Source organism: Streptomyces sp. NPDC001816 (genome assembly GCF_042892235.1).
Classification (GTDB): domain Bacteria; phylum Actinomycetota; class Actinomycetes; order Streptomycetales; family Streptomycetaceae; genus Streptomyces.
This window is the reverse complement of sequence record NZ_JBIATY010000004.1, coordinates 515,971-539,279: the sequence shown is the minus strand read 5'-3', so window position 1 is coordinate 539,279 and position 23,309 is coordinate 515,971. Positions and strand designations below refer to the sequence as shown.

The following is a 23,309-nucleotide window of genomic DNA, read 5'->3' as shown; positions in this document are numbered from 1 at the left end:
TTCTGTGACTTGAGTCACAAGGGGCAGGAATTGTTGACCCTGTGTACCGAGTGGGCAGCGCGCTGTGATTCAGTGGCGGGAAGCTAAGAACACGACAAGAACCACCGGGGTAAAGAAGCGCCGAAGACAACCCTTGATTCGCTGCGAGGTCTCGGGGGGAGGGCGAGCATGGAGACCGAGTCGGAGCCGTATGTCCGTCTTGCGTCCCTGCGGCAGCTGCACCAGGTCATGGCCGACATGAACACGGCACGCAGCCTGGCGGACACACTGCAGACCGTCTCCGACGGCGCGGTGAACGCCCTCGGGTACGAGATGGCGTGCGTCAACCTCGTACGCCCCGATGGCGACCTCGTCGTCGCCGCCTTCTCCGGGAACCCCGCCGCCGAGGCCCTGATCACCGGCCGGGTCGGCTCCCGCGAGTCCTGGCTGCGCCGGCTGAGCATGGGCGAGCAGTGGGGCGACCTGGTGTTCATACCGCACACCGAGGGCTGGGTGCTGGACGACGACGACGTCCCGCAGTGGTACACCGACGGGCCCGCGCCCCGCTTCGAGGACGAGTGGCACCCCTCCGACCGGCTCTTCGCACCGATGTACACGCCCGGCGTGCAGGGCGGCTCCTCCGGTGAGCTGCTCGGCGTCATATCCGTCGACCGGCCGCGCAACGGCCGCCACCCCGGCGCCTGGGGCCGCGAGGCCCTCCAGATGTACGCCTTCCAGGCCGCCATCGCGATCAGCAACGCGCGTCTACGTGCCAACATGCAGCGCGCCCTGGTCCGCCTGGAGCGGGAGCAGCAGGCCCTCAGGGCCAGTGAGGAAAGCTTCAGGCAGGCCTTCGAGTACGCCCCCTCCGGCATGGCGATCGCCGAGATGGGCGGCGACCAGCACGGCCGGATCCTGCGCACCAACGACGCCCTGTGCCGCCTGCTGGGCCGCCCCGCCTCCGCGATGCGCCGCTACTCCTTCTCCGACCTCGTCCACCCCGAGGACATCGGGACCCTGCTCAGGACCTCCGCCGAGGGCGGCCGCGCGGAACTGCGCCTCGGCCGCCGCGACGGCTCGTACGTGTGGGTGTCGCTGCGCAACTCGGTCGTCGCGGACGCCGCCGACGGCCCCCGCTTCCTGCTCACCCACGTCGAGGACATCGAGGAGCGCAAGCGCCGCGAGCTGCAGCTCGCCCACCGCGCCTCCCACGACTCCCTCACCGGGCTGCCGAACTCCGCCGAGCTGCGCTCCCGGCTGTCGGCACGCCTGTGTCAGCGCCCGACCCACGCCGGCGCCCTGGAGTCCCTCGACGCGGCCTACGGCCACCCCGCCTTCGACGCCCCCGCCGGGCACGGCTTCGACTTCGCGCCGGGCGCGGAGGAGTACGACGGGTTCGACCACCACGTCCACACCGTCGCCCCCGAGGACGACCACGACGACGGCACCAAGGGCCTCGCGGTCCTTTTCTGCGACCTGGACGGCTTCAAGTCGATCAACGACCGCTTCGGGCACAACGCGGGCGACGCGGTCCTGATCGAGGTCGCCCGCAGGCTCTCCCGGGGCGTCCGCGACGGCGACACCGTGGCGCGCCTCGGCGGCGACGAGTTCGTGATCCTCGCCGACGGCCTCGGCAAGGCCGACGCCCAGGACCTCGCCGTACGCCTGCGCAACGAGATCATCCAGCCCATCCGCGCCGAGGGACGGGCCGTCCGGGTGGGCGCCAGTTTCGGCATCGGCTGGGCACACTGCGGCATGACTGCGGACGAAGTGTTGAAGTCAGCCGACGAACGGATGTACGTAGAGAAACGATCTCGTCCCAAACAGCACCGGCGCGCCGGATGATCCGCAGGTCAGTGAGTTGATGCGGTCCGAGTCACCCGTTTGGGCCAGCCAGAGCGGGTAGGCTCGCCATTCCAGACCTGTACCGCATCCACCCGCACCTGCTGAGGAGACCAAGGGATGACGCCCGGCGAAAACAGCCCGAGCACGCCCGAGGACGACGACCCGTTCGGCTATCTGTACGCCGACGGTCAGGCCAGAGGGGCCCAGCCGCCGTCCGGCGGGTACGGCTACCCGAACTCGGTCAGCAGGGTGCGTTCGGTCGGCGAGCGCACGTACGGCGGGCAGACGCAGCCTGTCCCGCAGCAGGGCGCCTACGGCGCGCCGAACGCCCACTACCAGGCCCCGGAGACGCTCCCCGGCGGCGCCCCGACGAGCAGCCGGCCCGGGCCGACCCCGGCCCGCGGCGGCCCGAACACCAAGGGCCTGCTGATCGGCGCGATCGCCGTGGTCGCCGCCGTGGTGATCGGCATCAGCATCGCGATGCTCAACGACAACGGGGACGACAACAAGTCCGGCAACCAGGCGGGCGCCACCCCGACCCAGTCCCAGAACACAAAGCCGAGCCCGTCGAGCAGCAGCTCGGCGGCTCCGGGGGAGCTGCCCAAGACGGACGCGAGCGCGCTGCAGCTCGGGCCCGGTGTTACGAAAGCGTCGGACATCAAAGGCGCGAAGGCCCAGGGCGGTACCTATGTGACGGGCTTCAACCACGTTGGAGCGACAGTCACCTGGACCGTCAACGACCTTGAGAAGGCCGGCTCCTACCGGCTGTACGTGCGCTACGGCATCCCGGGCGTGGACGCCAACGCAACCCTGGTGGTCAACAACAAGGTGGACCCGCGGCCGATGAGCATGAAGAACTTCGGTGGCGGCACGCCCGCAGGCGATTGGGAGAAGGGCTGGAAGACCACCTGGTCAAACGTGAACCTGAACAGGGGCGCGAACACGATCCAGATCGCCTGCAACGACGGCAACCAGTGCAACGCGAATCTCGACCAGTTGTGGCTGGTGAAGGGCTGAGTTAAGCCCCGCGGCTGAGCCCCGAGCGATGGCATCACGCCGCGCTGACCACCCCGCTCACCGCCACCCGCCCCCGCAGCTCCTCGTACGCCCCGGGGTCGAACTCGCCCGCCGCAGGGTCCCGTACGGTCGATGCCGACAGGGCGACCGCGCGGGCCAGCCGCTCCGGCCAGGAGAGCCGCTCCACGAGCCCCGACAGCAGGCCCGCGACCGCTGAGTCGCCCGCGCCGGTCGGGTTGCCGTGGACGCGGGCCGGAGGGGCGGCGCGCCAGCGGCCCTCGGGGGTTGCCGCGAGCAGGCCTTCCGGGCCGAGGGAGGCGACCACCGCGTGGGCGCCCCGGCGGCGGGCGTCCTGGGTGGCGCGCAACGGCTCGTGGGAGCCGGTGAGTTCGGCCAGTTCCTCGGTGTTGGGCTTGATGATGTCGGGGCGGGCCGCGACCCCACGGCGCAGGGGCTCGCCGCTGGTGTCCAGGAGTACGGGGACGCCGGCGGCGCGGGCGGCGCGGATCAGGCCCGCGTACGCGCCCACCGGTACCCCCGGCGGCAGGCTGCCGCACAGGGCCACCGCAGAGGCGGGGACCAGCAACTCCTCGTAGCGGTCCAGGAAGACGCCCCACTCGGTGGGGGATATCTGCGGGCCCGGCTCGTTCAACTGGGTCGTGTCGCCCGAGAGTTCGTCGACGACGGCGATCGTGCGCCGGGTGGCCCCCGCGACCGGCACCAGCGCGTCCGTCACCCCGGGGGTTTCGGCGAGCCGGTCGCGCACCGCGCGGCCCGTGGCGCCGCCCGCGAAACCGGTGGCCGTCACCTCGTGTCCGAGGGCCGCCAGCACCCGCGCCACGTTCACACCCTTGCCGCCCGGCCGCTCGATGACGTCCGAGACGCGGTGCGAGGCGTGCGGCCGCAGGGACCGTACGCGATAGGTGATGTCGAGAGCGGTGTTCAGTGTGACCGTGAGGATCACCCGGGCCGACCTCCCTCGAAGTCCGTGTGCCATCGGTTCCGGGGCCCCGATCATGCCAAAGAGACGGCGGCCGGCCCAGTGCGAGGATCGGCCGCCGGCTGGCGAAGCGGGGAACGGATCAGGGCAGTTGGGGCGCCACCACCCATTCACCCCTGCGCATCACGCCCTTCAGGTCGAATTTGGCGTCCAGCAGCACCAGGTCGGCGTCCTTGCCGGGCTCCAGGGAACCGATGCGCTCGGAGAGGCCCAGGAGACGGGCCGGGTTGGCCGAAAGAGCGGCGACCGCGTCCTCCACCGAAAGCTTGTCGACCGTCACCGCCCGCTTGAACGCGCGGTCCAGGGTGAGCGTGGAGCCCGCGATCGAGCCGCCCTCCACCAGACGGGCCACACCCTCACTGACCTCGACCTCCAGCGGGCCGAGCATGTAGCGGCCGTCGCCGATGCCGGCCGCGTCCATCGCGTCGGTGATGAACGCGACCCGGGAAGCCCCCGCGTGATGGAACGCCAGCTCCAGCGCAGCCGGATGCAAATGCGTGCCGTCGTTGATCAGCTCGACCGTCACCCGCTCGTCCTCCAGCAGGGCGGCGATCGGGCCGGGGGAGCGGTGGCCGAGCGTCGGCATGGCGTTGAAGAGGTGGGTGGCGACCGTGGCGCCCGCGTCGATGGCCTCCACCGTCTGTTCGTAGGTGGCGTCCGTGTGCCCGATCGCCGCGATCACACCGTGCTCCGCGAGCAGCCGTACGGAGTCGATGCCGCCCGGCAGCTCGGTGGCGAGGGTGACCATCTTCGCCTTGCCGCGCCCCGCGTCGATCAGCTTGCGCACCTCGGAGGGGTCCGGGTCGCGCAGCAGCTCCTCGGAGTGCGCGCCCTTGCGGCACGGCGAGATGAACGGCCCCTCGAAGTGGATACCCGCGATGTCGCCCTGCTCGGCCAGCTCGCTCAGCAGCCCCGCCTGCTGCACCAGCAGATCCATCTCGTCGGTGACGGTGGAGGCGACCAGCGTGGTCGTGCCGTGCAGGCGGTGCGTGCGGATGGCCTTCAGCACGTCGTCCACCGTGCCCGAGAAGGAGGCTCCGCCACCGCCGTGGTTGTGGATGTCGACGAAGCCGGGGACTACCCAGTGGTCGGTCACGTCGAGCACCTGAGCGTTCGCCGGGGCCGTACCGGTGATGTGCCGGCCGTCGACTGCCACCTGCCCGCTCTCCACGGTTCCGGTGGGGAGGACCACCTTCGCGCCGGTGAGCACCTGCGGGCCGGTGGGGGCTGATCGCGCCCACGCGGCGGAGCCGCATGTCGAGGCGTCCCGCGCCCCTGGGTCGGCTGCCATCAGGGGGTTACCTCCGTAGGGTCGGTGTGGTTGAGGAGATCCCGGGCGAGAAGTCCCGCGCCCAGGCAGCCGGCCGTGTCGCCGAGGGCGGCGGGGACGATGGACGGGAGTTTCTGGAAGGTGACCCGTCGCCGGACGGCGTCCCGCAGCGGTTGGAACAACACTTCCCCCGCCTCGGCCAGGCCGCCACCGATGATCAGCGTGCGCGGGTCCAGCAGGGTGAGCGCGGTGACCAGCCCGTCGGCCAGCGCGTCCACCGCCTCCTGCCAGACCCGGACAGCGTTCGGGTCACCGGACGCGACGGCCTTCGCACAGTCGGACGCGTCCGCTTCCGGGTCCCCGCAGACCGCCGCCCACGCCTCGCTGACGGCGGACGCGGAGGCGTACCGCTCCAGGCAGCCGCGCTGCCCGCAGGGGCACGGGGTCCCGCCGGGCCGTACGACGACATGGCCGATCTCGCCGGCGAAGCCGTGCGCGCCCGCCTCCACCCGCCCGTCGACGCCGATGGCGCCGGCGATGCCGGTGCCCAGCGGCACGAACAGGAACCGGTCGGCACCCTTGCCCGCGCCGATCCGGCCCTCGGCGAGCCCGCCGGTGCGCACGTCGTGGCCGAGTGCCACGGGTACGCCGAGCCGGTCGGCGAGCAGGGCGCGCAGGGGTACGTCCCGCCAGCCGAGGTTGGCCGCGTAGACGGCGACGCCGTGCTCCTCGTCGACGATGCCGGGGACCGCGAGGCCGGCCGCGGCGGCCGGTTCGCCGTAGTGCTCCACGCCGTACGCGCGTAGCTCCGCGGCGAAGTCGAGGATGGTCCCGACCACCGCGTCGGGCCCGCGCTCGCGGCCGGTCGCGCGGCGGGCGCGGTGCAGCAGAGCGCCGTCGTCTCCGACGAGGGCCGCCTTCATCCCGGTACCGCCCACGTCCAGGGCGATGACATGTCTCACGGGGGACAGTGTGGCCCGCGGACCCACAAGAGGTCTAGTCCACTCACGTGGTGTAGACCTTACGTGTCCACATATTGAACGGTCAGACAGCAGGGTTGGGGTTTTGAGGGTGCGTCGGCGTACGGCAGGAACGATCGCGGTGGTGTCCGCACTGGGCATGACGGCGGTCCTCGGCGGCTGCGGGAGTACGGGCTCCTCCGACGTGACCCTCAGACTGGTCGCGGCCGACTACGGCGACTCGGCCGCCAACAGCTCGAAGAAGTACTGGGACAACCTTGTCAAGGCGTACGAGTCCCAGCACTCCGGTGTGAAGGTCCAGGTCAGCGTCTACTCCTGGAACGACGTCGACCGCAAGGTCAAGGAGATGGTCGACGCCGGGGACGCTCCCGACCTGGCCCAGATCGGCGCCTACGCCGACTACGCGGCCGCGGGCAAGCTCTACCAGGTCTCCGACCTGCTCTCCATCCGCACCCAGGCCGACTTCCTCTCCCAGCTCTCCGACGCGGGCGAGTGGAAGCACGTGCAGTACGGCATCCCGTTCGCCGCGTCCACCCGGGTGCTCTTCTACAACAAGACCCTCTTCGCCAAGGCCGGCATCACCCCGCCCACCACCTGGAGCGAGCTGGCCGCCGACGCGCAGGCCCTCAAGGACAAGGGGGTGAAGTACCCCTACGCGCTGCCGCTCGGCTCCGAGGAGGCGCAGGCCGAGACCATGCAGTGGCTGCTGGGCGGCGGTGCCGGCTACACCGACGACGTCGGCACCTACACCATCGACTCGGCGCAGAACGTCGAGACGTTCACCTGGCTCAAGGACGACCTGGTCGGCAAGGGCCTGACCGGTCCGGTCGCCCCCGGCAAGCTCAACCGCGCGGACGCCTTCGCCGCCTTCGCCGACGGGCAGGTCGGCATGCTCAACGGGCACCCCACGCTGATCCAGCAGGCCGCCAAGAAGGGTGTGCAGTTCGGCATGGTCCCGATGCCGGGCCGCACCGGCAAGGCCAAGGCCGCGATGGGTGTCGCCGACTGGATGATGGGCTTCAAGCAGCACGGGCACGCCGAGCAGATAGGCGACTTCCTGGACTTCGCCTACAAGGAGAAGAACGTCCTGGCCTTCTCCCGCGAGTACGGACTCCTCCCGGTCACGGGCTCCGCGTCCAACACCATGACCGAGTCGGACTCCGCCCCCGACAAGGACCTGCGCCCCTTCCTCGACCAGCTCCCGATCTCCGAGCTGTACCCCGTCGGCAAGACCTCCTGGGCAGCGGTCAGCGCGTCCGTGAAGAAGGAGATCGGCCAGGCGGTCACCCCCGGCGGCAGCCCCGCCGGAGTCCTGAGCCGCCTCCAGGCGACGGCGACCGAGGCGGACAGCAGCGACATGAACTGACCCGGCTGTCACTGCCCGGCACTACGGTGGCCCCATGGAACTGGGCACCCGCGAAAAGGCCATTCTCGCGCTGGAGCGCCGGACCTTCCCCGGCCCCGGCGCAAAGGAACGAGCCATCCGCGAGGAACTGGGCCTGCCCCCGGTCCGCTACTACCAACTCCTCAACGCCCTCCTGGACGACGAGCGGGCCCTGTCCCTGGACCCGGTGACGGTGAACCGCCTCCGCCGGGTCCGCGAGGCTCGCCGCTCCGAACGCTGAGGTTCTGCTGCCAGGAGTGACCACGGTCCGCTCTGGATACTGTCGCCGTATGGACCTTCTGCCGACCCCGGTGACCCAGGCCGGCCGGGATGGACTTGCCGCGCTGCTCGAAAGGCCCCGCACCGCAGTGATCGGCCTGGACTTCGACGGCACCCTGGCCCCCATCGTCGAAGACCCCGAGCAGGCCCGAGCCCACCCCGACGCCGTCCCCGCACTGGCCACCCTCGCCCCCAAGGTCGCCTCGGTGGCCGTGGTCACCGGCAGACCCGCCGAGGTGGCGGTCCAGCACGGCGGCTTCGGGGGCACTCCCGGCCTGGAACACCTCGTCGTCCTCGGCCACTACGGCGCCGAACGCTGGGACGCCGCGACGAACACGGTCACCGCACCCCCACCCCACCCCGGCGTGGCCGCGGTCCGCGCCGAGCTGCCGGGCCTCCTGGACCGCGTCGGCGCCGGCCACGGCACCTGGATCGAGGAGAAGGGGCGCGCCGTCGCCGTCCACACCCGCCGCGCCGACGACCCGCAGGCCGCGTTCGAGGCCCTGCGCGACCCCCTCGCCGACCTCGCCACCCGGCACGGCCTGATCGTCGAGCCCGGCCGGCTGGTCCTCGAACTCCGCCCGCCGGGCATGGACAAGGGCGTCGCCCTCCTGGAGCACATCCGCGCCACCGGCGCCCAGTCCGTCCTCTACGCCGGCGACGACCTCGGCGACCTCCCCGCCTACGCGGCCGTCGACAAACTCCGCTCCGACGGCATCCCCGGCCTCCTGGTCTGCAGCGGCAGCACCGAGGTCACGGAACTGGCGGAACGGGCGGACGTGGTGGTGGACGGCCCGGCGGGAGTCGTAGCACTGCTGCGGGCACTGGCAGCACACATGGCGTGATCAGCGCCGTGCCGGGTGCCCGGAAATCACCGCTCAAGTGCACCAAGCTGATCCAGGAACCACTGAGCCGGAGGCAACGCAGTAGCTGCAGCAGCCAGCCTCTTGGACCGCTCCGCCCGCTCACCCGCCGGCAGGCTCAGCGCCTCGTGCAACGCGCTCGCCGTGCCCCCGATGTCGTACGGGTTCACCACGATCGCGTCCTCGCCCAGCTCCTCGTACGCCCCCGCCTCCCGCGACAGCACCAGCGCGCACCCCTCGTCGGAGACGACCGGCACCTCCTTGGCGACCAGGTTCATGCCGTCCCGGATCGGGTTGACCAACGCCACGTCCGCGAGCCGGTACGCGGCCAGGGAGCGGGCGAAGTCGTCCTTGACGTGCAGCACGACCGGCGTCCAACCCGGAGTCCCATATACCGAGTTGATCGTCTCCGCCACCCGCTGCACCTCGGCCGTGTACTCCCGGTAGACGCCGAGGTCCTGCCGGGACGGGTAGGCGAAGGCGAGATGAACCACCCGTTCGCGCCACTCGGGGTGGTCCTCCAGCAGCTGCCGGTACGCCAGCAGGCCGCGCACGATGTTCTTGGACAGCTCGGTGCGGTCCACCCGGACGATCGTCCGGCGCCCCTCGCCGATCTCCTCCCGCAGCCTGGCCATCCGCTCGTCCACGTCCGTCCGGTGCGCCCGCTCACGCAGGAAGTCCGCGTCCGCGCCGAGCCCGTGCACACCGATCCGGGTCCCGGACGGGATGCCGGGGCCCAGCACCGCATGACAGCAGTCGGTGAACGCGTCCGCCCACCGCCGGGTCAGGAACGCGGCCCGGTCCGCGCCCAGGATGCCGGTCAGCAGCTCGGCCGCGATGTCGTCGGGCAGCAGGCGGAAGTAGTCCGGCGGGGCCCACGGGGTGTGCGAGAAGTGGCCGATGCGCAGGTCGGGGCGGAGCCGGCGGAGCATCCGGGGGGCGAGGGCCAGGTGGTAGTCCTGGATGAGCACCGCGGCGCCGTCCGCCGCCTCCTCGGCCAGCGCCTCGGCGAAGGCACGGTTGTACGCCTCGTACGACGCCCACTGCTGCCGGAACTCCGCGTCGAAGACCGGCTCCAGCGGGGTCTGGTACAGCATGTGGTGGACGAACCACAGCACCGAGTTGGCGATGCCGTTGTACGCGTCGGTGAACACGGTTGCGTCGATGTCGAGCATCCGCACCCGCTGCCCGCCGGTCTCCTCGGCCGGCAGCAGCCCGCCGTCCGCGCGCCGTACCGCCTCGCGGTCGCCGCCGCCCAGCGCGGCGCACACCCACACCGCATTGTGGTTCGGCCCGATGGCCGACAGCCCCGAGACCAGCCCGCCGCCGCCCCGCTTGGCGAGCAGCGAGCCGTCCTCGTGCACCTCGTACGAAACCGGGCCGCGGTTGGACGCGACCAGCACATCAGCAGCGTGCGCGGAAGCCATGGTCCTCAACCTAGCCCGGCCCGGAAACGCTCAAACGTACGGTCAGCCCCGGAAGGGGGCTGTATACAGCCGTTCTCGTGCGACCCTCACGCCACCCGGCGCGCCGCGTACTCCGCGATCTCCGCCATCGGCGGCCGTTCCTCGGTGTCCACCGAGTAGGTGCGCGGCTCGAACCCGTCCTCGCCCCGCTCGAACTGGGTGAGGGACGGCCGGACGAGGTGTCCGCGGGCGAGCCTGAGCTGGGCCGTGCGGTAGATCGCCGCGGCCATCCGGCCCAGTGCCTGGCCGTCCTGGTGGCGGTGCTTGCGCACGCCGACGTCGACCTGGGCGAGGGCGTCCAGGCCCACCAGGTGCAGGGCGTCGACCAGCATGCCCAGCTCGACGCCGTAGCCGACGGGGAAGGGGAGCTGTTCGAGCAGCGAGCGGCGGGCCGCGTACTCGCCGCCCAGCGGCTGCACGAAACCGGCCAGCTGCGGCCAGTGCATGTTCAGCAGCGGACGGGCCATGAGTTCGGTGACCCGGCCGCCCTGTCCGGCTGCGCCGCGGAGCGGGCGGTCGTACATCGCCTTGACCAGGTCGACGCCCGGTTCGGTGAGCAGCGGGCCGACGATGCCGGAGACGAAGTCGGAGGAGAACTCCTTCAGGTCGGCGTCGATGAAACAGATGATGTCGCCGCTGGTAACCAGCAGCGAGCGCCACAGCACCTCGCCCTTGCCGGGGACGGCCGGGATGCGCGGGAGGATCTCGTCGCGGTGGACGACCCGGGCGCCCGCCGAGGCGGCCACCTCGGAGGTGCGGTCGGTGGACCCGGAGTCGACGACGACGATCTCGTCGACCAGGGGGACCTGCTGCATGAGGTCGTGACGGATGATCGCGACGATGTCGCCGACCGTCTCCTCCTCGTTCAGCGCGGGCAGGACGACGGAGACGGACTGACCGGTGCGCTGCTTGGCGGCGAGTATCCGGTGGAGCGGACGATCGGTCACGGACCAGGAGCGGGTGGCCAGCCAGCGCTCGACTTCTTCCAGCACGGTCTGCGGCTCCTCACTGTCGTTGATCACATGGCGTGACCGTGTGATCCATCTCGCGGTTCGGACGACTATCTCAACTGTCCTGGCCTTCGGTTACAGTCTTGAACAACGCCGGTGACCATCGCATGTCAGGGTCAACGAGCGTTGACAACCACATACAGCTCATCCAGAGGGGCAGAGGGAAACGGCCCGATGAAGCCCCGGCAACCCTCCAGTCGGTTCTCGTTCTCCAGCGAGGCTCCCGGCTAGGGAAGGTGCCAAATCCGTCTCACGGCGAGATGCGTCGTGAGGAAGATGAGGAGAAAGGGCCTCGCCTCCATGGCTGTGCAGACAGTTGCAAGCACCAGCAATCCCACCGTAGACCTCGGCCCCGCCGCGGCGCTGAGCTGTCGCGAGTGCGGTCACCGGGTGCCCCTCGGACCGGTGTTCGCCTGCGAGGAGTGTTTCGGTCCGCTGGAGATCGCCTACGACTTCTCCGCCTACGACACCGAAGAACTGCGCAAGCGCATCGAGTCCGGCCCGGCGAACATCTGGCGTTATGCGCCGCTGCTGCCCGTCCCCGCCGACGTGGCCGACAAGCCCAACATCAACCCGGGCTGGACCAAGCTCGTCAAGGCCGACAACCTGGCCCGCGAGCTGGGCGTCACCGGCGGGCTGTATGTGAAGGACGACTCCGGCAACCCGACGCACTCCTTCAAGGACCGGGTGGTGGCCCAGGCCCTGGAGGCCGCGCGCGCCTTCGGCTTCACCACGCTCTCCTGCTCCTCGACCGGCAACCTCGCCGGTGCCGTCGGCGCCGCCGCCGCCCGCGCGGGCCTGCGCTCCTGCGTGTTCATCCCGCACGACCTGGAGCAGGGCAAGGTCGTCATGGCCGCGGTCTACGGCGGCGAGCTGGTCGGCATCGAGGGCAACTACGACGATGTGAACCGCTTCTGCTCCGAGCTGATCGGTGACCCGGCCGGCGAGGGCTGGGGCTTCGTCAACGTCAACCTGCGGCCGTACTACGCGGAGGGCTCGAAGACCCTGGCGTACGAGGTCTGCGAGCAGCTCGGCTGGCGGCTCCCGGACCAGATCGTGGTCCCGATCGCCTCCGGCTCCCAGCTGACGAAGGTCGACAAGGGTCTGCAGGAGCTGATCAAGCTCGGGCTCGTCGAGGACAGGCCGTACAAGATCTTCGGTGCGCAGGCCGAGGGCTGCTCGCCGGTGTCCACCGCCTTCAAGGCCGGTCACGACGTGGTCCGCCCGCAGAAGCCGAACACCATCGCCAAGTCGCTGGCGATCGGCAACCCGGCCGACGGCCCGTACGTCCTCGACATCGCCCGCCGTACCGGTGGCGCGGTGGAGGATGTGACGGACGAGCAGGTCGTGGACGCGATCAAGCTGCTGGCCCGGACCGAGGGCATCTTCGCGGAGACCGCCGGCGGTGTGACGGTCGGCGTGACGAAGAAGCTGATCGAGGCCGGCGTGCTGGACCCGACCCTGACGACGGTCGTCCTCAACACCGGTGACGGCCTCAAGACCCTCGACGCGGTGGCCGGCACGGGTCTCACCGCCACCATCCGTCCGACCCTGGACTCCTTCCGAGAGGCTGGCCTCGCATGAGCGTGACCGTTCGCATCCCCACCATCCTGCGCACCTACACCGGTGGCCGGGCCGAGGTCGCCGCCGAGGGCGGGACCCTCGCCGAGGTCATCCAGGACCTGGAGAAGAACCACACGGGCATCGCGGCCCGCGTTCTGGACGACCAGGGCAAGCTGCGCCGCTTCGTCAACGTGTACGTCAACGACGACGACGTCCGCTTCGAGCAGGGGCTGGAGACGGCGACCCCGGACGGTGCCGGTGTCTCCATCATTCCCGCGGTCGCCGGCGGCTGATCAAAAGCGACCATTACCTACGGTAACCGCGGTTACTGAATGTTCATCGAATGGCCTCCTCCGTGAGAGAAGCGGAGGGGGCCATTCTGCGTGATTGAGCGCGGTACAGTTGGGGAAAGCGTGCCGGGTCTGCGGGTCGAGGGCCCCGGAATCATGCGTTACGCCCGGTGAGAAGCAGCCAAAGTGCACGGGCTGTATGCGCCTTTTTGCGCCTTTTATGGAGCCCGACTTGCCCTGAATTCGGACGAATTCTCGGCAGATTCCGGATCGGGCTCGTCCAGATTTCTCGTCCGATTGACCTGTTGCAGAGGGCAGTTGGACAGATACATTCAGCCGCGGTCGACGCGTTCCGGCGCACGCCCCCGACCAATGGGGGGTGAGGTCTGACCCGGGTCCGCGAAGTGTGGATCTGTGCAAGGGCCAGTAATAGGGGAGTTAGGCATGGCTCAGGGCACCGTCAAGTGGTTCAACGCGGAGAAGGGGTACGGCTTCATCGCGGTCGACGGTGGTGCGGATGTTTTCGTCCACTACAGCGCGATCCAGATGGACGGTTACCGCACCCTGGAAGAGGGGCAGCGGGTCGACTTCGAGATCTCGCAGGGCCAGAAGGGCCCGCAGGCGGACATGGTCCGGCTGGCGACCAGCTGAAGCACGCGTCGACTGAACAGCGACGTTCTTCTGTACATCGTCGAAGGGCCCGCACCTCCCGGGGTGCGGGCCCTTCGTCATGCCCGGCGCCCCCTGTTCGCGCGCGGCTGAGCGCACCCCCGGCACCCCCGAGGCGCTTGCACTCGGGGGTGCCGAGTGCTAATCATTGGCGTTAGCACTCTGAAGGTGAGAGTGACAAAGAAGGACCGGGTCGGTGAGGCCCGCAGGCCAGGTGGGGCAAGGAACCACAGGTCGGCGAGCCGTCCGTCGCGGGCGCGGGCGCGGTCCGAAGGAATCACCCCCAGTCCTGGAGGGACCACTTCACATGGCCAAGATCATCGCGTTCGACGAGGAGGCGCGGCGCGGCCTCGAGCGCGGCATGAACCAGCTCGCGGACGCCGTCAAGGTGACGCTCGGCCCCAAGGGTCGCAACGTCGTCCTCGAGAAGAAGTGGGGCGCCCCCACGATCACCAACGATGGTGTCTCCATCGCCAAGGAGATCGAGCTCGAGGACCCATTCGAGAAGATCGGCGCCGAGCTGGTCAAGGAAGTCGCCAAGAAGACGGACGACGTGGCCGGTGACGGCACGACGACCGCGACCGTCCTGGCCCAGGCCCTGGTCAAGGAAGGCCTCCGCAACGTCGCCGCCGGCGCCAACCCGATGGCCCTCAAGCGCGGTATCGAGAAGGCCGTAGAGGCCGTCTCCGCCGCTCTCCTGGAGCAGGCGAAGGACGTCGAGACCAAGGAGCAGATCGCCTCCACCGCGTCCATCTCCGCCGCCGACACCCAGATCGGCGAGCTGATCGCCGAGGCCATGGACAAGGTCGGCAAGGAAGGCGTCATCACCGTCGAGGAGAGCAACACCTTCGGTCTGGAGCTCGAGCTCACCGAGGGCATGCGCTTCGACAAGGGCTACATCTCCGCCTACTTCGCGACCGACATGGAGCGCATGGAGGCGTCGCTCGAGGACCCGTACATCCTCATCGCCAACTCCAAGATCGGCTCGGTCAAGGACCTGCTCCCGCTGCTGGAGAAGGTCATGCAGTCGGGCAAGCCGCTGCTGATCATCGCCGAGGACGTCGAGGGCGAGGCCCTGTCGACCCTGGTCGTCAACAAGATCCGTGGCACCTTCAAGTCCGTCGCCGTCAAGGCCCCGGGCTTCGGTGACCGCCGCAAGGCCATGCTCGGCGACATCGCCATCCTCACGGGCGGCGAGGTCATCTCCGAGGAGGTCGGCCTCAAGCTGGAGAACGCGACCCTGGACCTCCTGGGCCGCGCCCGCAAGGTCGTCATCACCAAGGACGAGACCACCATCGTCGACGGTGCCGGCTCCTCGGAGCAGGTCGGCGGCCGGGTCAACCAGATCCGCGCCGAGATCGAGAACAGCGACTCCGACTACGACCGCGAGAAGCTGCAGGAGCGCCTGGCGAAGCTCGCCGGCGGTGTCGCGGTCATCAAGGCCGGTGCCGCCACCGAGGTGGAGCTGAAGGAGCGCAAGCACCGCATCGAGGACGCCGTCCGCAACGCGAAGGCCGCCGTCGAGGAGGGCATCGTCGCCGGTGGTGGCGTGGCCCTGCTGCAGACCTCGGGTGTCTTCGAGAAGCTGGAGCTGGACGGCGACGAGGCCACCGGTGCCGCCGCTGTGAAGCTGGCCCTGGAGGCCCCGCTGAAGCAGATCGCCGTCAACGCCGGCCTCGAGGGCGGTGTCGTGGTGGAGAAGGTGCGCAACCTGACCCCGGGCCACGGCCTGAACGCCGCGACCGGCGAGTACGTCGACCTGGTCGCCGAGGGCATCATCGACCCGGCGAAGGTGACCCGCTCTGCCCTGCAGAACGCCGCCTCCATCGCCGCGCTGTTCCTCACCACCGAGGCCGTCATCGCCGACAAGCCGGAGAAGGCCGCCGCGGCCGCTCCGGGCGGCATGCCGGGCGGTGACATGGACTTCTGATCGACCTGACGGTTGATCGCCTGTCCTTCGGACCGAGGGCGGCACTTCCAGCTTCTGGCTGGGGGTGCCGCCCTCGGGCGTTTTCAAAGCTCAGCCAACACAGGTCTCCACGTAATAGGAACCCACTGCGGGCTGACCCGTGTAGTTCGGCCCGGCGGAGGGATCGGCGCCGACGTAGCGGAACGGCGGTCGGATGTCGCGGGCGCCATCGAGGGTGAGGCGGTGGTGCCGGGAGCTGTAACGGAACCCGGCGGCGCGGAGGACGGAAAGAACGGCCCGCCCGGCAGGTGAGCCATCGACCCAGCGGACGGAGTCGGGGTCGAAGTGGGCGATGAACAGCCCGCCGGGAGAGAGCCAGGAGGCGGCCCGGCAGACAAGCCCCAGCTGATCGCCGATGTAATGCAGACCGTGTACGCAGGTGATGAGGTCGTACGTCCGTGAGGGCGCCCAAGAGGAAACGGAGGCAACGATCTCCCTTAGGACAGGCGGCGTCGGCGCCCCGGGCACGAGCGGCCCCACGAGGTCTACGGCGGTGAGCACGGCGTCGTCCGACAGAACACCGGCCGCTTCCCGCAGCGCCCGGCCCTCACCACTGCACAGGTCCAGCCAGGAGGGAGCGGGACGACCGGCCAGCCGGGCAACGGGATCGAAGCCCAACTCGCGGGCGTAGCTGTTGACTCCGGTCAGCCCGCGTTCCCGGTTCATGGAGTTGTTCGCTACGACGGAGGACCGCTCCAGCTCGTCGCTCGCGGAGATCAGTGGGGGTTTCGGCATACGGTCAGTCTGCGTAGTGAAGTCAACTCGCAGGGCGGGGGTGCGAGGCTTGAGCCCCGGGAGTTGGTCAGTGACCGTCGGGCCGTGGAAGCACGACACTGGCCAAGAAGCGGGCGGCCCCAACGGTCACTTGAGAGAAGAGGTGAAGGCAGCCCAGGTGACCGAGCTGAAGAAGAGCTTCGGTCCTTGGGGGGTCTTGGAGTCGCGGACGGGGACGAGGGCGGGGTGGCCGTCGGCGACTTCCAGGCAGTCGTCGCCGCCGGGGCCGCTGTACGTCGACTTGCGCCAGCTCAGGTCGTAGTCACGGATGTTCCTCATGGGTGTAATCCTCCGCCAACGCCTCTACCAGAGCTAGAGACTTCTCCTGCGAGAGCGCGGAGGCCACGAGGAGATCGAACACGAACCTCAGTTGGGCGACTCTTGCCGGGTCGTCCTCCAGCCGCGAGTTGCGCACCCCCTCGAAGTAGACCAGCGGAGGGGCATCCGCGAACTCCATCAGCTTCATGGCGCCCTGCAACGCCGCGTGCCCACCCGCGCTGAAGGGCAGCACCTGCAAGATGATCCGGCTCCGGCGAGCCAGGCCGGCGATGTGCCTCAGGGCCTCTGCCATCACCGCCCGGCCACCGATCTCCCGGCGCAACGCCGCCTCGTCAAGCACCGCCCACAACATCGGCTTTGTTGGGTGGTCCAGTAGACGGGTCCGCTCCATCCGGCCTTCAGTCCACTCCTCGATGGTCTCCTCCGGCGTCGTCGGGTCGTACGCGCGGTTCACGGCCCAGGCGTATGCGGCCGTCTGGATCAGCCCGGGGATCAGGAGCGGTGCGTACTGCCTGATCGCTGTCGCCTGAGCCTCCGACTCCGCCACGTCCACGAAGTGCGCCGGATACTTCGAGGTGGCTGCCGCCCTGCAATTCCGCGTGAAGAAGCCACCCGTCTCCAGCACTTCGTCCAGCATCCGCGCGAACTCCGGCTGCATCCGCCGAGTCCCCGCCTCCAGCTGCCCGATGAACGACCCGCTCACGAACAGCCGTTGGCCCAACTGCTCCTGACTCAGCCCCTTCCGCTCGCGAGCATGCCGTAACTCGGCACCCAGCAAAGCGCGCGGCGACGACGACGGATCGAGGTCCTTAGGTCCTGCCATGGCAACTCCCGGTCTGACAGCAGAGGTTGTTGGGGCGCCCTCTCTGGCCAGGTTAGAGCGCTGTCGGCCACGCTGTGTAGCGAACACGAACACCCAGCGTGGAGGGATTGGTGCAATGGATGCGAAGGAAATGACGGCGGACGACCGGCCCGCCCGGTCCGCGGCGGAAGCCGTCGAGCGGCTGCGTGCGGCCCTGCACGAGGTCGGGATCATCCTGCCCTCACTGCGGATCGACCCGGTCACCGGCGCTCACGGTCACCCCTACGCCCTCGTCGACCTGGGCCGCTGCAACCTGGGTGTCGCCTCGCGGCTGGCGTCGGCGCTGCGGCGGGCGGGTGGGGATGCGTGATCGGGGAGATCGGGACGTACGCCGTCGACGTTCGGAGCGGGCGGATCGGCGAGGTCATGGCGCGTGTAGGAGGTTATGTGCAGCTTCGGCCCGTCGGCGGCGGCCGGGAGTGGGACTGTCCGCCCGAGGAGCTGGGGGAGGTGGCGCCGGACGAGGTGCTGCGCGAAAAGGTCCGGCGGCTGAACCATGACGCCCGCTCACGCCCGGCGACCAAGCTGCCCTGACGACCGGCGGGCGTGGCCGGGATCACATGGCAGTCGGCGCCGGAATCGGAATGTTCCGCACTGCATAGGAGGTTCTTTGAGGAGGTGCAACGATGCGCATGCACATACCAGCTGGTCAGACCGAGCAACACCCGAGGAGCCCCCACGTGACCGACACGACGCTTCCCGCCTCCCGCGCGGCCCAGATCCTCTCCCGCCCGATCAGCCTCAACGGGCTCACGGTCCCCAACCGGATCGTGATGGCGCCGATGACCCGCATGTTCTCCCCGGGCGGTATCCCCGGCGAGGACGTGCGGTCGTACTACGCGCGCCGTGCCGCCGCCGGTGTCGGTCTCATCGTCACCGAGGGGACGTACGTCGGGCACGAGTCGGCCGGGCAGAGCGACCGTGTGCCCCGGTTCCACGGCGAGGAGCAGCTGGCCGGCTGGGCGAAGGTCGCTGAGGACGTGCACGCGGCGGGCGGGACGATCGTGCCTCAGCTGTGGCACATCGGCATGGTCCGCAAGCAGGGCGAGCCGCCGTTCGCGGACGCCCCCGCGGTCGGCCCGTCCGGCCTGGTCACCGAGGGTGCCGAGCCCACCGGCAAGGCCATGACCCAGCAGGACCTGGACGACGTCGTCGCCGCGTTCGCCCAGGCCGCCGCCGACGCCGAGCGCATCGGCTTCGACGGCGTCGAGCTGCACGGCGCCCACGGCTACCTCCTCGACCAGTTCCTGTGGGCCGGCACCAACCGCCGCACCGACGCGTACGGCGGCGACCCGGTGGCCCGCACCAAGTTCTCGGCGGAGATCGTCGCGGCGGTCCGCGCGGCCGTCTCCCCCGAGTTCCCGATCCTCTTCCGCTACTCGCAGTGGAAGCAGCAGGACTACGGCGCCCGCCTCGCCGAGACCCCCGAGGAGCTGGAGGCGATCCTCACCCCGCTGGCCGCCGCCGGCGTCGACGTCTTCCACGCCTCCACCCGCCGCTACTGGCTGCCCGAGTTCGACGGCTCCGACCTGAACCTCGCGGGCTGGACGAAGAAGCTCACCGGCAAGCAGGTCATCAGCGTCGGCTCGGTCGGCCTCGACGGCGACTTCATCAAGGCCTTCCAGGGCGAGGGCTCCCCGGTCAAGGGCATCGACAACCTGCTCGACCGCCTGGAGGCCGACGAGTTCGACATGGTCGCCGTCGGCCGTGCGCTGCTCCAGGACCCGGAGTGGGCGGCGAAGGTGCTCGCGGACCGCTTCGACGAGCTGAAGCCGTACGATGCGGCCGCGCTGAAGACCCTCAGCTGACCTCGGCTGACCTCGGCTGAAGTAGCCGAGTTCGCCGGGCACTTGTGATCGCTCCCGTCCGTTCCCCTGATGACCAGTGAGGAGCGAGCATGACGACGAGCGAGTCCGGTGCCCGGGCGGCGGAGACCGCCGGACCTGTGGTGCGCACCGCCTGCGGCGCGGTGCGCGGGCGCCACGAGGACGGTCTGGCGGTCTTCCGTGGCATCCCCTTCGCAGAACCCCCGGTCGGCGAGGCCAGGTTCCAGGCCCCGCGCCCGGCCCGGCCCTGGCACGGCACCCGGGAGGCGTACGCCTTCGGACCCCCGCCTCCGCAGGACTTGGGAGTCCAGGGGGGTGGGGTGACCGGCCCCACTGGTGACGACTGGCTGACCGTGAACGTGTGGACGCCCTGCCCGGACCCGTCCGCCGGCCGCCCGGTCATGGTGTGGATCTACGGCGGCGCGTACAAGATGGGCCACGCCGGCCAGCCCGGCTACGACGCACAGCGCATCGCCCGGGACGGCGACGTCGTCGTGGTCACCTTCAACTACCGGGTGGGCATGGAGGGCTTCGCCCTTCTGGAGGGCGCGCCGCCGAACCGGGGCCTGCTGGACCAGGTGGCGGCCCTGGAGTGGGTGCGGGAGAACATCGCGGCGTTCGGCGGCGACCCCGGCCAGGTCACGGTCTTCGGCGAGTCGGCCGGAGCGGGCTCGGTGGCCTCGCTGCTGACGATGCCGAGAGCCCGGGGACTGTTCCGGCGGGCGGTGGCACAGAGCCTGCCGGGCACGTTCTTCTCCGCCGAGCTGGCGCGTGACATGGCCGGGGCGCTGGCGGCGGAGGCGGGGCGGCAGCCGACGGCGGCGGATCTGGCCGCGGTGGACCCCCGTGAACTCGTCGGCGCCGGACAGACGTTGGGCGCCAAGATGCTCCAGTACACGGACAGATGGGGTCAGGCGGCACCGACGGTCACGCCCTTCTCCCCGGTCGTCGACGGCGACATCCTGCCCAGCACCCCCTGGCAGGCGCTGGCGGCGGGCGCGGCAAGGGACGTCGACCTCCTGGTGGGCCACAACCGGAACGAGTTCCGTCTGTTCCTGGCCATGGGCGGCATGCTCGGCAAGATCACGGAGGACCGGGCGACAGCGGCGCTGCGGATGTTCGCCCCGGGCGGCGAAGCGGGCGAACAGGCCTACCGCTCGGCCTTCCCGGACGCCTCGCCGAGCGAGCTGTTCGAGCGGGTCCAGACGGACTGGCTGTTCGGGATGCCGAGCCTGCATCTCGCCGAGGCCCAGCTGGCGGGCGGCGGCAGGGCCCACGTCTACGAACTGACCTGGGAGGCGCCGGGCAGCGGCGGTGTCCTGGGCGCGTGCCACGTCCTGGACGTCGCCCTGCTCTTCGGCACGTACCGCGGCTTCCTGGGCGGTCTGCTCTTCGCCGGGGCGGACATACCGGACGAGGCGAAGGAGCTGTCCGCCCGCTTCCGCCGTGCGTGGACGTCGTTCGCCCGCACCGGAGACCCGGGCTGGACGGCGTACGACACCAAGACCCGCCCGGTGCAGATCCTGGACGCCGAGCCGACGGTCGCCGCCTACCCGGAGGAGCGCAGCAGGCGCCTCTGGGAGGGCTACGACTTCCTGCCCCTGCCGCTGCTCGGCTAGAGGTTGCCGCCGAGGGGTTCGATGTCGACGTGCACCGGCGTCCCCCAGATCCGCAGCACCTCGTAGTCGGTGAACTCGTGCACGAGCCGGTACGCCATGGCGGGCCGGGATCCGCGTCGCTGGGCGGCCAGATACGCCTCGGCCTCGCGCCGGTCCCGCCGGGGCGTCCCGCACAGCTCCCACTCGCGCCCGTTCCAGGCCTCCGGCAGCCACCGCTGCTGGGGCTGGGGGCGGTCGGCCCGGACGCCGTAACGGGAGGGGGCGGTGGCGACGGGCTCGGCCGCGCCGGGCCTGCCCTGGTACTCCGAGCGCCGGGCGGCCCGGCGCCGGGTCTCGCAGAGCAGGCACAGATCGGGGGCGCTCTCGTCGACGGGCCCGTGCGGATGCTCGGGGCACCGGGTCGAGGGGGCACCGGCCCCGACGCTCTCCTCCAGCAGGTCGAGGGCCCGCCGTAGATCGGCCTTGACCTCGTACAACCGGGCATCCGGGGTGTCCCCGGTGAGCGCCTCCCCGTGCTCCCCGAGCAGCCGCAGGGCCCGGCCGAGGGCGGTGAGCTGGGCGTGGTTCATGGTGTCGACGGTAGCGCGGGACGGCTCGGGCGGGGTCCAGCAAGGCCTCAGCTGCGGGAGGACGCCAAAGGTGAGCAGAGTGCCGCTCCGTCAGCCGTCGTTGTGGATGAGGCTTCCCTTGCCGCAGGCGGGGGCGGCGTCGGTCAGGGGCAGGGGCGAGACGGCCTTGGCCGCCGGGGTCACGACGAGGTCACTGGCGCACAGGGCGGTCGCGGTGGCGGTCCAGTGGTCGTCGGCGTGGGCGGGGGCGGCCAGGGCGGCGCCGCAGGCAGTCAGGGCGGCGGTGGCCAGAAGCTTCTTCATCATGCCCGGGGCAACGACCGGTCCCGACGGTGCGTCACGCCGATGCGGCCGCACGGGAGCCGCGGGGAAGACCGAAGAAGTACGTCGCTGCGAACCCCACCGCGTAACCGGTGAGCAGTCCGCCCCCGTAGACGGCGGCCGTCATCCCCGGACTCCTGTTCCCCGCCAGCAGCGGGAACAGGGCCCAGCCCGACGGGCCGATGGCTGTCGCCCCCACCTTGTCCCCGAGCATCGCGAAAAACCCGATGAAGGCCCCGCCGGCCGCGCCGCCCGCGCACGCCGTCACGAACGGGCGGCCCAGTGGCAGGGACACCCCGTAGATCAGCGGCTCGCCCACGCCCAGCAGTCCCGCCGGGAGCGCGGACCTGATCGTCGTACGCAGGGAGACGTCGTGCCGCAGGCGGACGTACACCGCCAGCGCCGCGCCCACCTGGCCGGCGCCCGCCATGGCCAGCAGCGGGAGCAGGACGGTGTAGCCCTGCTGCTCGATGAGGGTGGCATGGATGGGGATCAGCGCCTGGTGCAGACCCAGCATGACGAGGGGCAGGAACAGGCCGCCGAGGACGAGTCCGGCCAGGGCTCCGGTCGTGGCCAGCAGCCAGTTCGCCGCCGTACCGATCGCCGAGGCGACCACGCCGGCCGCGTACATCAGGCCGTACAGCGTGACCAGGCCGGAGACGAGGACGGTCACGGTCGGGGTCAGCAGCACGTCCAGCGCGCCCGGTACCCGGCCCCGGCACCACTTCTCCACCCGGGTCGCCAGCAGCGCCGCCGCGAGTGCGCCGAGCACCCCGCCCTGGCCGGGCGCCAGCTGCACCCCGAACGCCGTCACCTTCGCCACGCCCGGGTAGACGACCACGGCGGCCACGGCCCCGCCCAGCACCGGCGTGCCGCCGAACTCCTTCGCGGTGTTGTACCCGACGAACACCGCGATCAGCGCCATGAACGCGGAGGCGACGGCGGCCAGGGCGGGGGTCAGCCCGGGCAGCCATCCGGCGTTCACCAGCAGCCCGTTGATCCCGGCGAGGATGCCGCAGCCGATCAGGGCGGGGATGAGCGGCACGAAGACGGCGGCGACGCGGCGCAGAGCGGTCTTGAAGGGGGTGGCATTGCGCTGCCGGACCTGCTCCTTCAACTGGCGGCCGGCCGCATCGACCGGTAGATCACCGACAGGCTGAGCGGTCGCGGTCGTCGCGGTCGTCGCGGTGACCGCATCGGCCCCGGCGACCTCGTCGACCTGGATCCGTACGGCCGCCGTGACCTCGACGACCACCCCCGGCCCCAGCACGACCTGCAAGGACGACTCCCCGTCCGCGACGACCCCCAGCACTCCGGGCAGCCCCCGCAGCCCTTCCCCGTCCACCGCCGCCGGATCGGCGACGCCCAGCCGGAGCCGGGTCATGCAGTGGGCGACGGACGTGACGTTCGCGGGGCCGCCGACCCGGGCGAGGACGGCGGCTGCGATGGAGGCGGGGTCGTTGCGCACGCCCCGA

General features: G+C 70.6%; 24 protein-coding genes and 1 riboswitch. Of the genes, 13 read left to right on the top strand and 11 right to left on the bottom strand.

What is annotated here, in order from left to right:
- Positions 1–168 precede the first annotated feature (168 nt).
- Complete coding sequence (gene cdgB, locus ACFYZZ_RS18000) at positions 169–1,824, top strand: diguanylate cyclase CdgB (RefSeq protein ID WP_389176602.1); 1,656 nt, start codon at positions 169–171, stop codon at positions 1,822–1,824.
- Positions 1,825–1,941: 117 nt separating this feature from the next.
- On the top strand, positions 1,942–2,841 hold the full coding sequence (locus tag ACFYZZ_RS17995; RefSeq protein ID WP_389176600.1) for a carbohydrate-binding protein: 900 nt from the start codon (positions 1,942–1,944) through the stop codon (positions 2,839–2,841).
- A 34-nt stretch (positions 2,842–2,875) separates the two neighbouring features.
- Here ACFYZZ_RS17995 and ACFYZZ_RS17990 read toward each other — a convergent pair whose 3' ends face one another.
- The 3 genes from ACFYZZ_RS17990 to ACFYZZ_RS17980 form a co-directional block, all read right to left on the bottom strand.
- Positions 2,876–3,805, bottom strand: coding sequence for a 1-phosphofructokinase family hexose kinase (locus ACFYZZ_RS17990; protein WP_389176598.1), 930 nt, complete (start codon positions 3,803–3,805; stop codon positions 2,876–2,878).
- A 118-nt stretch (positions 3,806–3,923) separates the two neighbouring features.
- Positions 3,924–5,051, bottom strand: coding sequence for an N-acetylglucosamine-6-phosphate deacetylase (gene nagA, locus ACFYZZ_RS17985; protein ID WP_389176890.1), 1,128 nt, complete (start codon positions 5,049–5,051; stop codon positions 3,924–3,926).
- Between the two features lie 80 nt (positions 5,052–5,131).
- On the bottom strand, positions 5,132–6,073 hold the full coding sequence (locus ACFYZZ_RS17980; protein WP_389176596.1) for an ROK family protein: 942 nt from the start codon (positions 6,071–6,073) through the stop codon (positions 5,132–5,134).
- A 139-nt stretch (positions 6,074–6,212) separates the two neighbouring features.
- On the opposite strand from ACFYZZ_RS17980, the gene ACFYZZ_RS17975 reads away from it, so the two are divergent.
- The 3 genes from ACFYZZ_RS17975 to otsB are packed head-to-tail and all read left to right on the top strand — an operon-like array spanning position 6,213 to position 8,599.
- Positions 6,213–7,457: an extracellular solute-binding protein gene (locus tag ACFYZZ_RS17975; RefSeq protein ID WP_389176594.1), complete on the top strand. Its 1,245-nt coding sequence runs from the start codon at positions 6,213–6,215 to the stop codon at positions 7,455–7,457.
- A 34-nt stretch (positions 7,458–7,491) separates the two neighbouring features.
- Positions 7,492–7,716, top strand: a complete 225-nt coding sequence (locus tag ACFYZZ_RS17970) for a DUF3263 domain-containing protein (RefSeq protein ID WP_389176592.1) — start codon at positions 7,492–7,494, stop codon at positions 7,714–7,716.
- Positions 7,717–7,765: 49 nt separating this feature from the next.
- On the top strand, positions 7,766–8,599 hold the full coding sequence (otsB, locus tag ACFYZZ_RS17965; RefSeq protein ID WP_389176590.1) for a trehalose-phosphatase: 834 nt from the start codon (positions 7,766–7,768) through the stop codon (positions 8,597–8,599).
- A 26-nt stretch (positions 8,600–8,625) separates the two neighbouring features.
- Here otsB and ACFYZZ_RS17960 read toward each other — a convergent pair whose 3' ends face one another.
- Both ACFYZZ_RS17960 and ACFYZZ_RS17955 read right to left on the bottom strand, forming a co-directional pair.
- Positions 8,626–10,044 carry a trehalose-6-phosphate synthase gene (locus ACFYZZ_RS17960; protein ID WP_389176588.1) on the bottom strand — a complete coding sequence of 473 codons (1,419 nt, stop codon included), beginning with the start codon at positions 10,042–10,044 and terminating at the stop codon, positions 8,626–8,628.
- An 86-nt stretch (positions 10,045–10,130) separates the two neighbouring features.
- Positions 10,131–11,075: a glucosyl-3-phosphoglycerate synthase gene (locus ACFYZZ_RS17955; protein ID WP_389176888.1), complete on the bottom strand. Its 945-nt coding sequence runs from the start codon at positions 11,073–11,075 to the stop codon at positions 10,131–10,133.
- Between the two features lie 159 nt (positions 11,076–11,234).
- Positions 11,235–11,376: riboswitch (SAM riboswitch) on the top strand.
- 17 nt (positions 11,377–11,393) lie between these two features.
- Between ACFYZZ_RS17955 and thrC the strand changes: the two genes are divergently transcribed.
- The 4 genes from thrC to groL all read left to right on the top strand — a co-directional run bounded on the left by thrC (position 11,394) and on the right by groL (position 15,545).
- A complete protein-coding gene (gene thrC / locus ACFYZZ_RS17950) occupies positions 11,394–12,677 on the top strand; it encodes a threonine synthase (protein WP_386573651.1) in 1,284 nt (427 codons plus the stop codon).
- Positions 12,674–12,949 (top strand): MoaD/ThiS family protein, encoded by a 276-nt coding sequence (locus ACFYZZ_RS17945; RefSeq protein WP_145876013.1) that lies wholly within the window; start codon positions 12,674–12,676, stop codon positions 12,947–12,949. Before thrC ends, ACFYZZ_RS17945 begins: the two co-directional genes overlap by 4 nt.
- 441 nt (positions 12,950–13,390) lie before the next feature.
- Complete coding sequence (locus tag ACFYZZ_RS17940) at positions 13,391–13,597, top strand: cold-shock protein (protein ID WP_019057200.1); 207 nt, start codon at positions 13,391–13,393, stop codon at positions 13,595–13,597.
- 325 nt (positions 13,598–13,922) lie between these two features.
- On the top strand, positions 13,923–15,545 hold the full coding sequence (gene groL, locus ACFYZZ_RS17935; RefSeq protein WP_389176586.1) for a chaperonin GroEL: 1,623 nt from the start codon (positions 13,923–13,925) through the stop codon (positions 15,543–15,545).
- 90 nt (positions 15,546–15,635) lie between these two features.
- Here groL and ACFYZZ_RS17930 read toward each other — a convergent pair whose 3' ends face one another.
- The 3 genes from ACFYZZ_RS17930 to ACFYZZ_RS17920 form a co-directional block, all read right to left on the bottom strand.
- On the bottom strand, positions 15,636–16,319 hold the full coding sequence (locus tag ACFYZZ_RS17930; protein WP_389176584.1) for a class I SAM-dependent methyltransferase: 684 nt from the start codon (positions 16,317–16,319) through the stop codon (positions 15,636–15,638).
- 126 nt (positions 16,320–16,445) lie between these two features.
- Entirely contained in the window at positions 16,446–16,637 is a 192-nt protein-coding gene (locus tag ACFYZZ_RS17925; RefSeq protein ID WP_389176582.1) for a DUF397 domain-containing protein, read from the bottom strand.
- Complete coding sequence (locus ACFYZZ_RS17920) at positions 16,621–17,460, bottom strand: Scr1 family TA system antitoxin-like transcriptional regulator (RefSeq protein ID WP_389176581.1); 840 nt, start codon at positions 17,458–17,460, stop codon at positions 16,621–16,623. The genes ACFYZZ_RS17925 and ACFYZZ_RS17920 overlap by 17 nt, the downstream gene beginning before the upstream one ends.
- Before the next feature lie 115 nt (positions 17,461–17,575).
- Here ACFYZZ_RS17920 and ACFYZZ_RS17915 point away from each other — a divergent pair, with 115 nt between their 5' ends.
- The 4 genes from ACFYZZ_RS17915 to ACFYZZ_RS17900 all read left to right on the top strand — a co-directional run bounded on the left by ACFYZZ_RS17915 (position 17,576) and on the right by ACFYZZ_RS17900 (position 20,944).
- Positions 17,576–17,809: a hypothetical protein gene (locus ACFYZZ_RS17915; protein WP_389176579.1), complete on the top strand. Its 234-nt coding sequence runs from the start codon at positions 17,576–17,578 to the stop codon at positions 17,807–17,809.
- 77 nt (positions 17,810–17,886) lie between these two features.
- Positions 17,887–18,033, top strand: a complete 147-nt coding sequence (locus tag ACFYZZ_RS17910) for a hypothetical protein (RefSeq protein ID WP_389176577.1) — start codon at positions 17,887–17,889, stop codon at positions 18,031–18,033.
- 146 nt (positions 18,034–18,179) lie between these two features.
- Positions 18,180–19,307, top strand: coding sequence for an NADH:flavin oxidoreductase (locus ACFYZZ_RS17905; RefSeq protein WP_389176575.1), 1,128 nt, complete (start codon positions 18,180–18,182; stop codon positions 19,305–19,307).
- Between the two features lie 89 nt (positions 19,308–19,396).
- A complete protein-coding gene (locus ACFYZZ_RS17900) occupies positions 19,397–20,944 on the top strand; it encodes a carboxylesterase/lipase family protein (protein ID WP_389176573.1) in 1,548 nt (515 codons plus the stop codon).
- On the opposite strand, the gene ACFYZZ_RS17895 is transcribed toward ACFYZZ_RS17900, so the two are convergent.
- The 3 genes from ACFYZZ_RS17895 to ACFYZZ_RS17885 form a co-directional block, all read right to left on the bottom strand.
- Positions 20,941–21,513: a hypothetical protein gene (locus ACFYZZ_RS17895; RefSeq protein ID WP_389176572.1), complete on the bottom strand. Its 573-nt coding sequence runs from the start codon at positions 21,511–21,513 to the stop codon at positions 20,941–20,943. The genes ACFYZZ_RS17900 and ACFYZZ_RS17895 overlap by 4 nt on opposite strands.
- A gap of 90 nt (positions 21,514–21,603) precedes the next feature.
- Entirely contained in the window at positions 21,604–21,816 is a 213-nt protein-coding gene (locus ACFYZZ_RS17890) for a hypothetical protein (protein WP_389176570.1), read from the bottom strand.
- Between the two features lie 34 nt (positions 21,817–21,850).
- On the bottom strand, positions 21,851–23,302 hold the full coding sequence (locus tag ACFYZZ_RS17885; RefSeq protein ID WP_389176568.1) for a PTS transporter subunit EIIC: 1,452 nt from the start codon (positions 23,300–23,302) through the stop codon (positions 21,851–21,853).
- Positions 23,303–23,309: the final 7 nt, after the last annotated feature.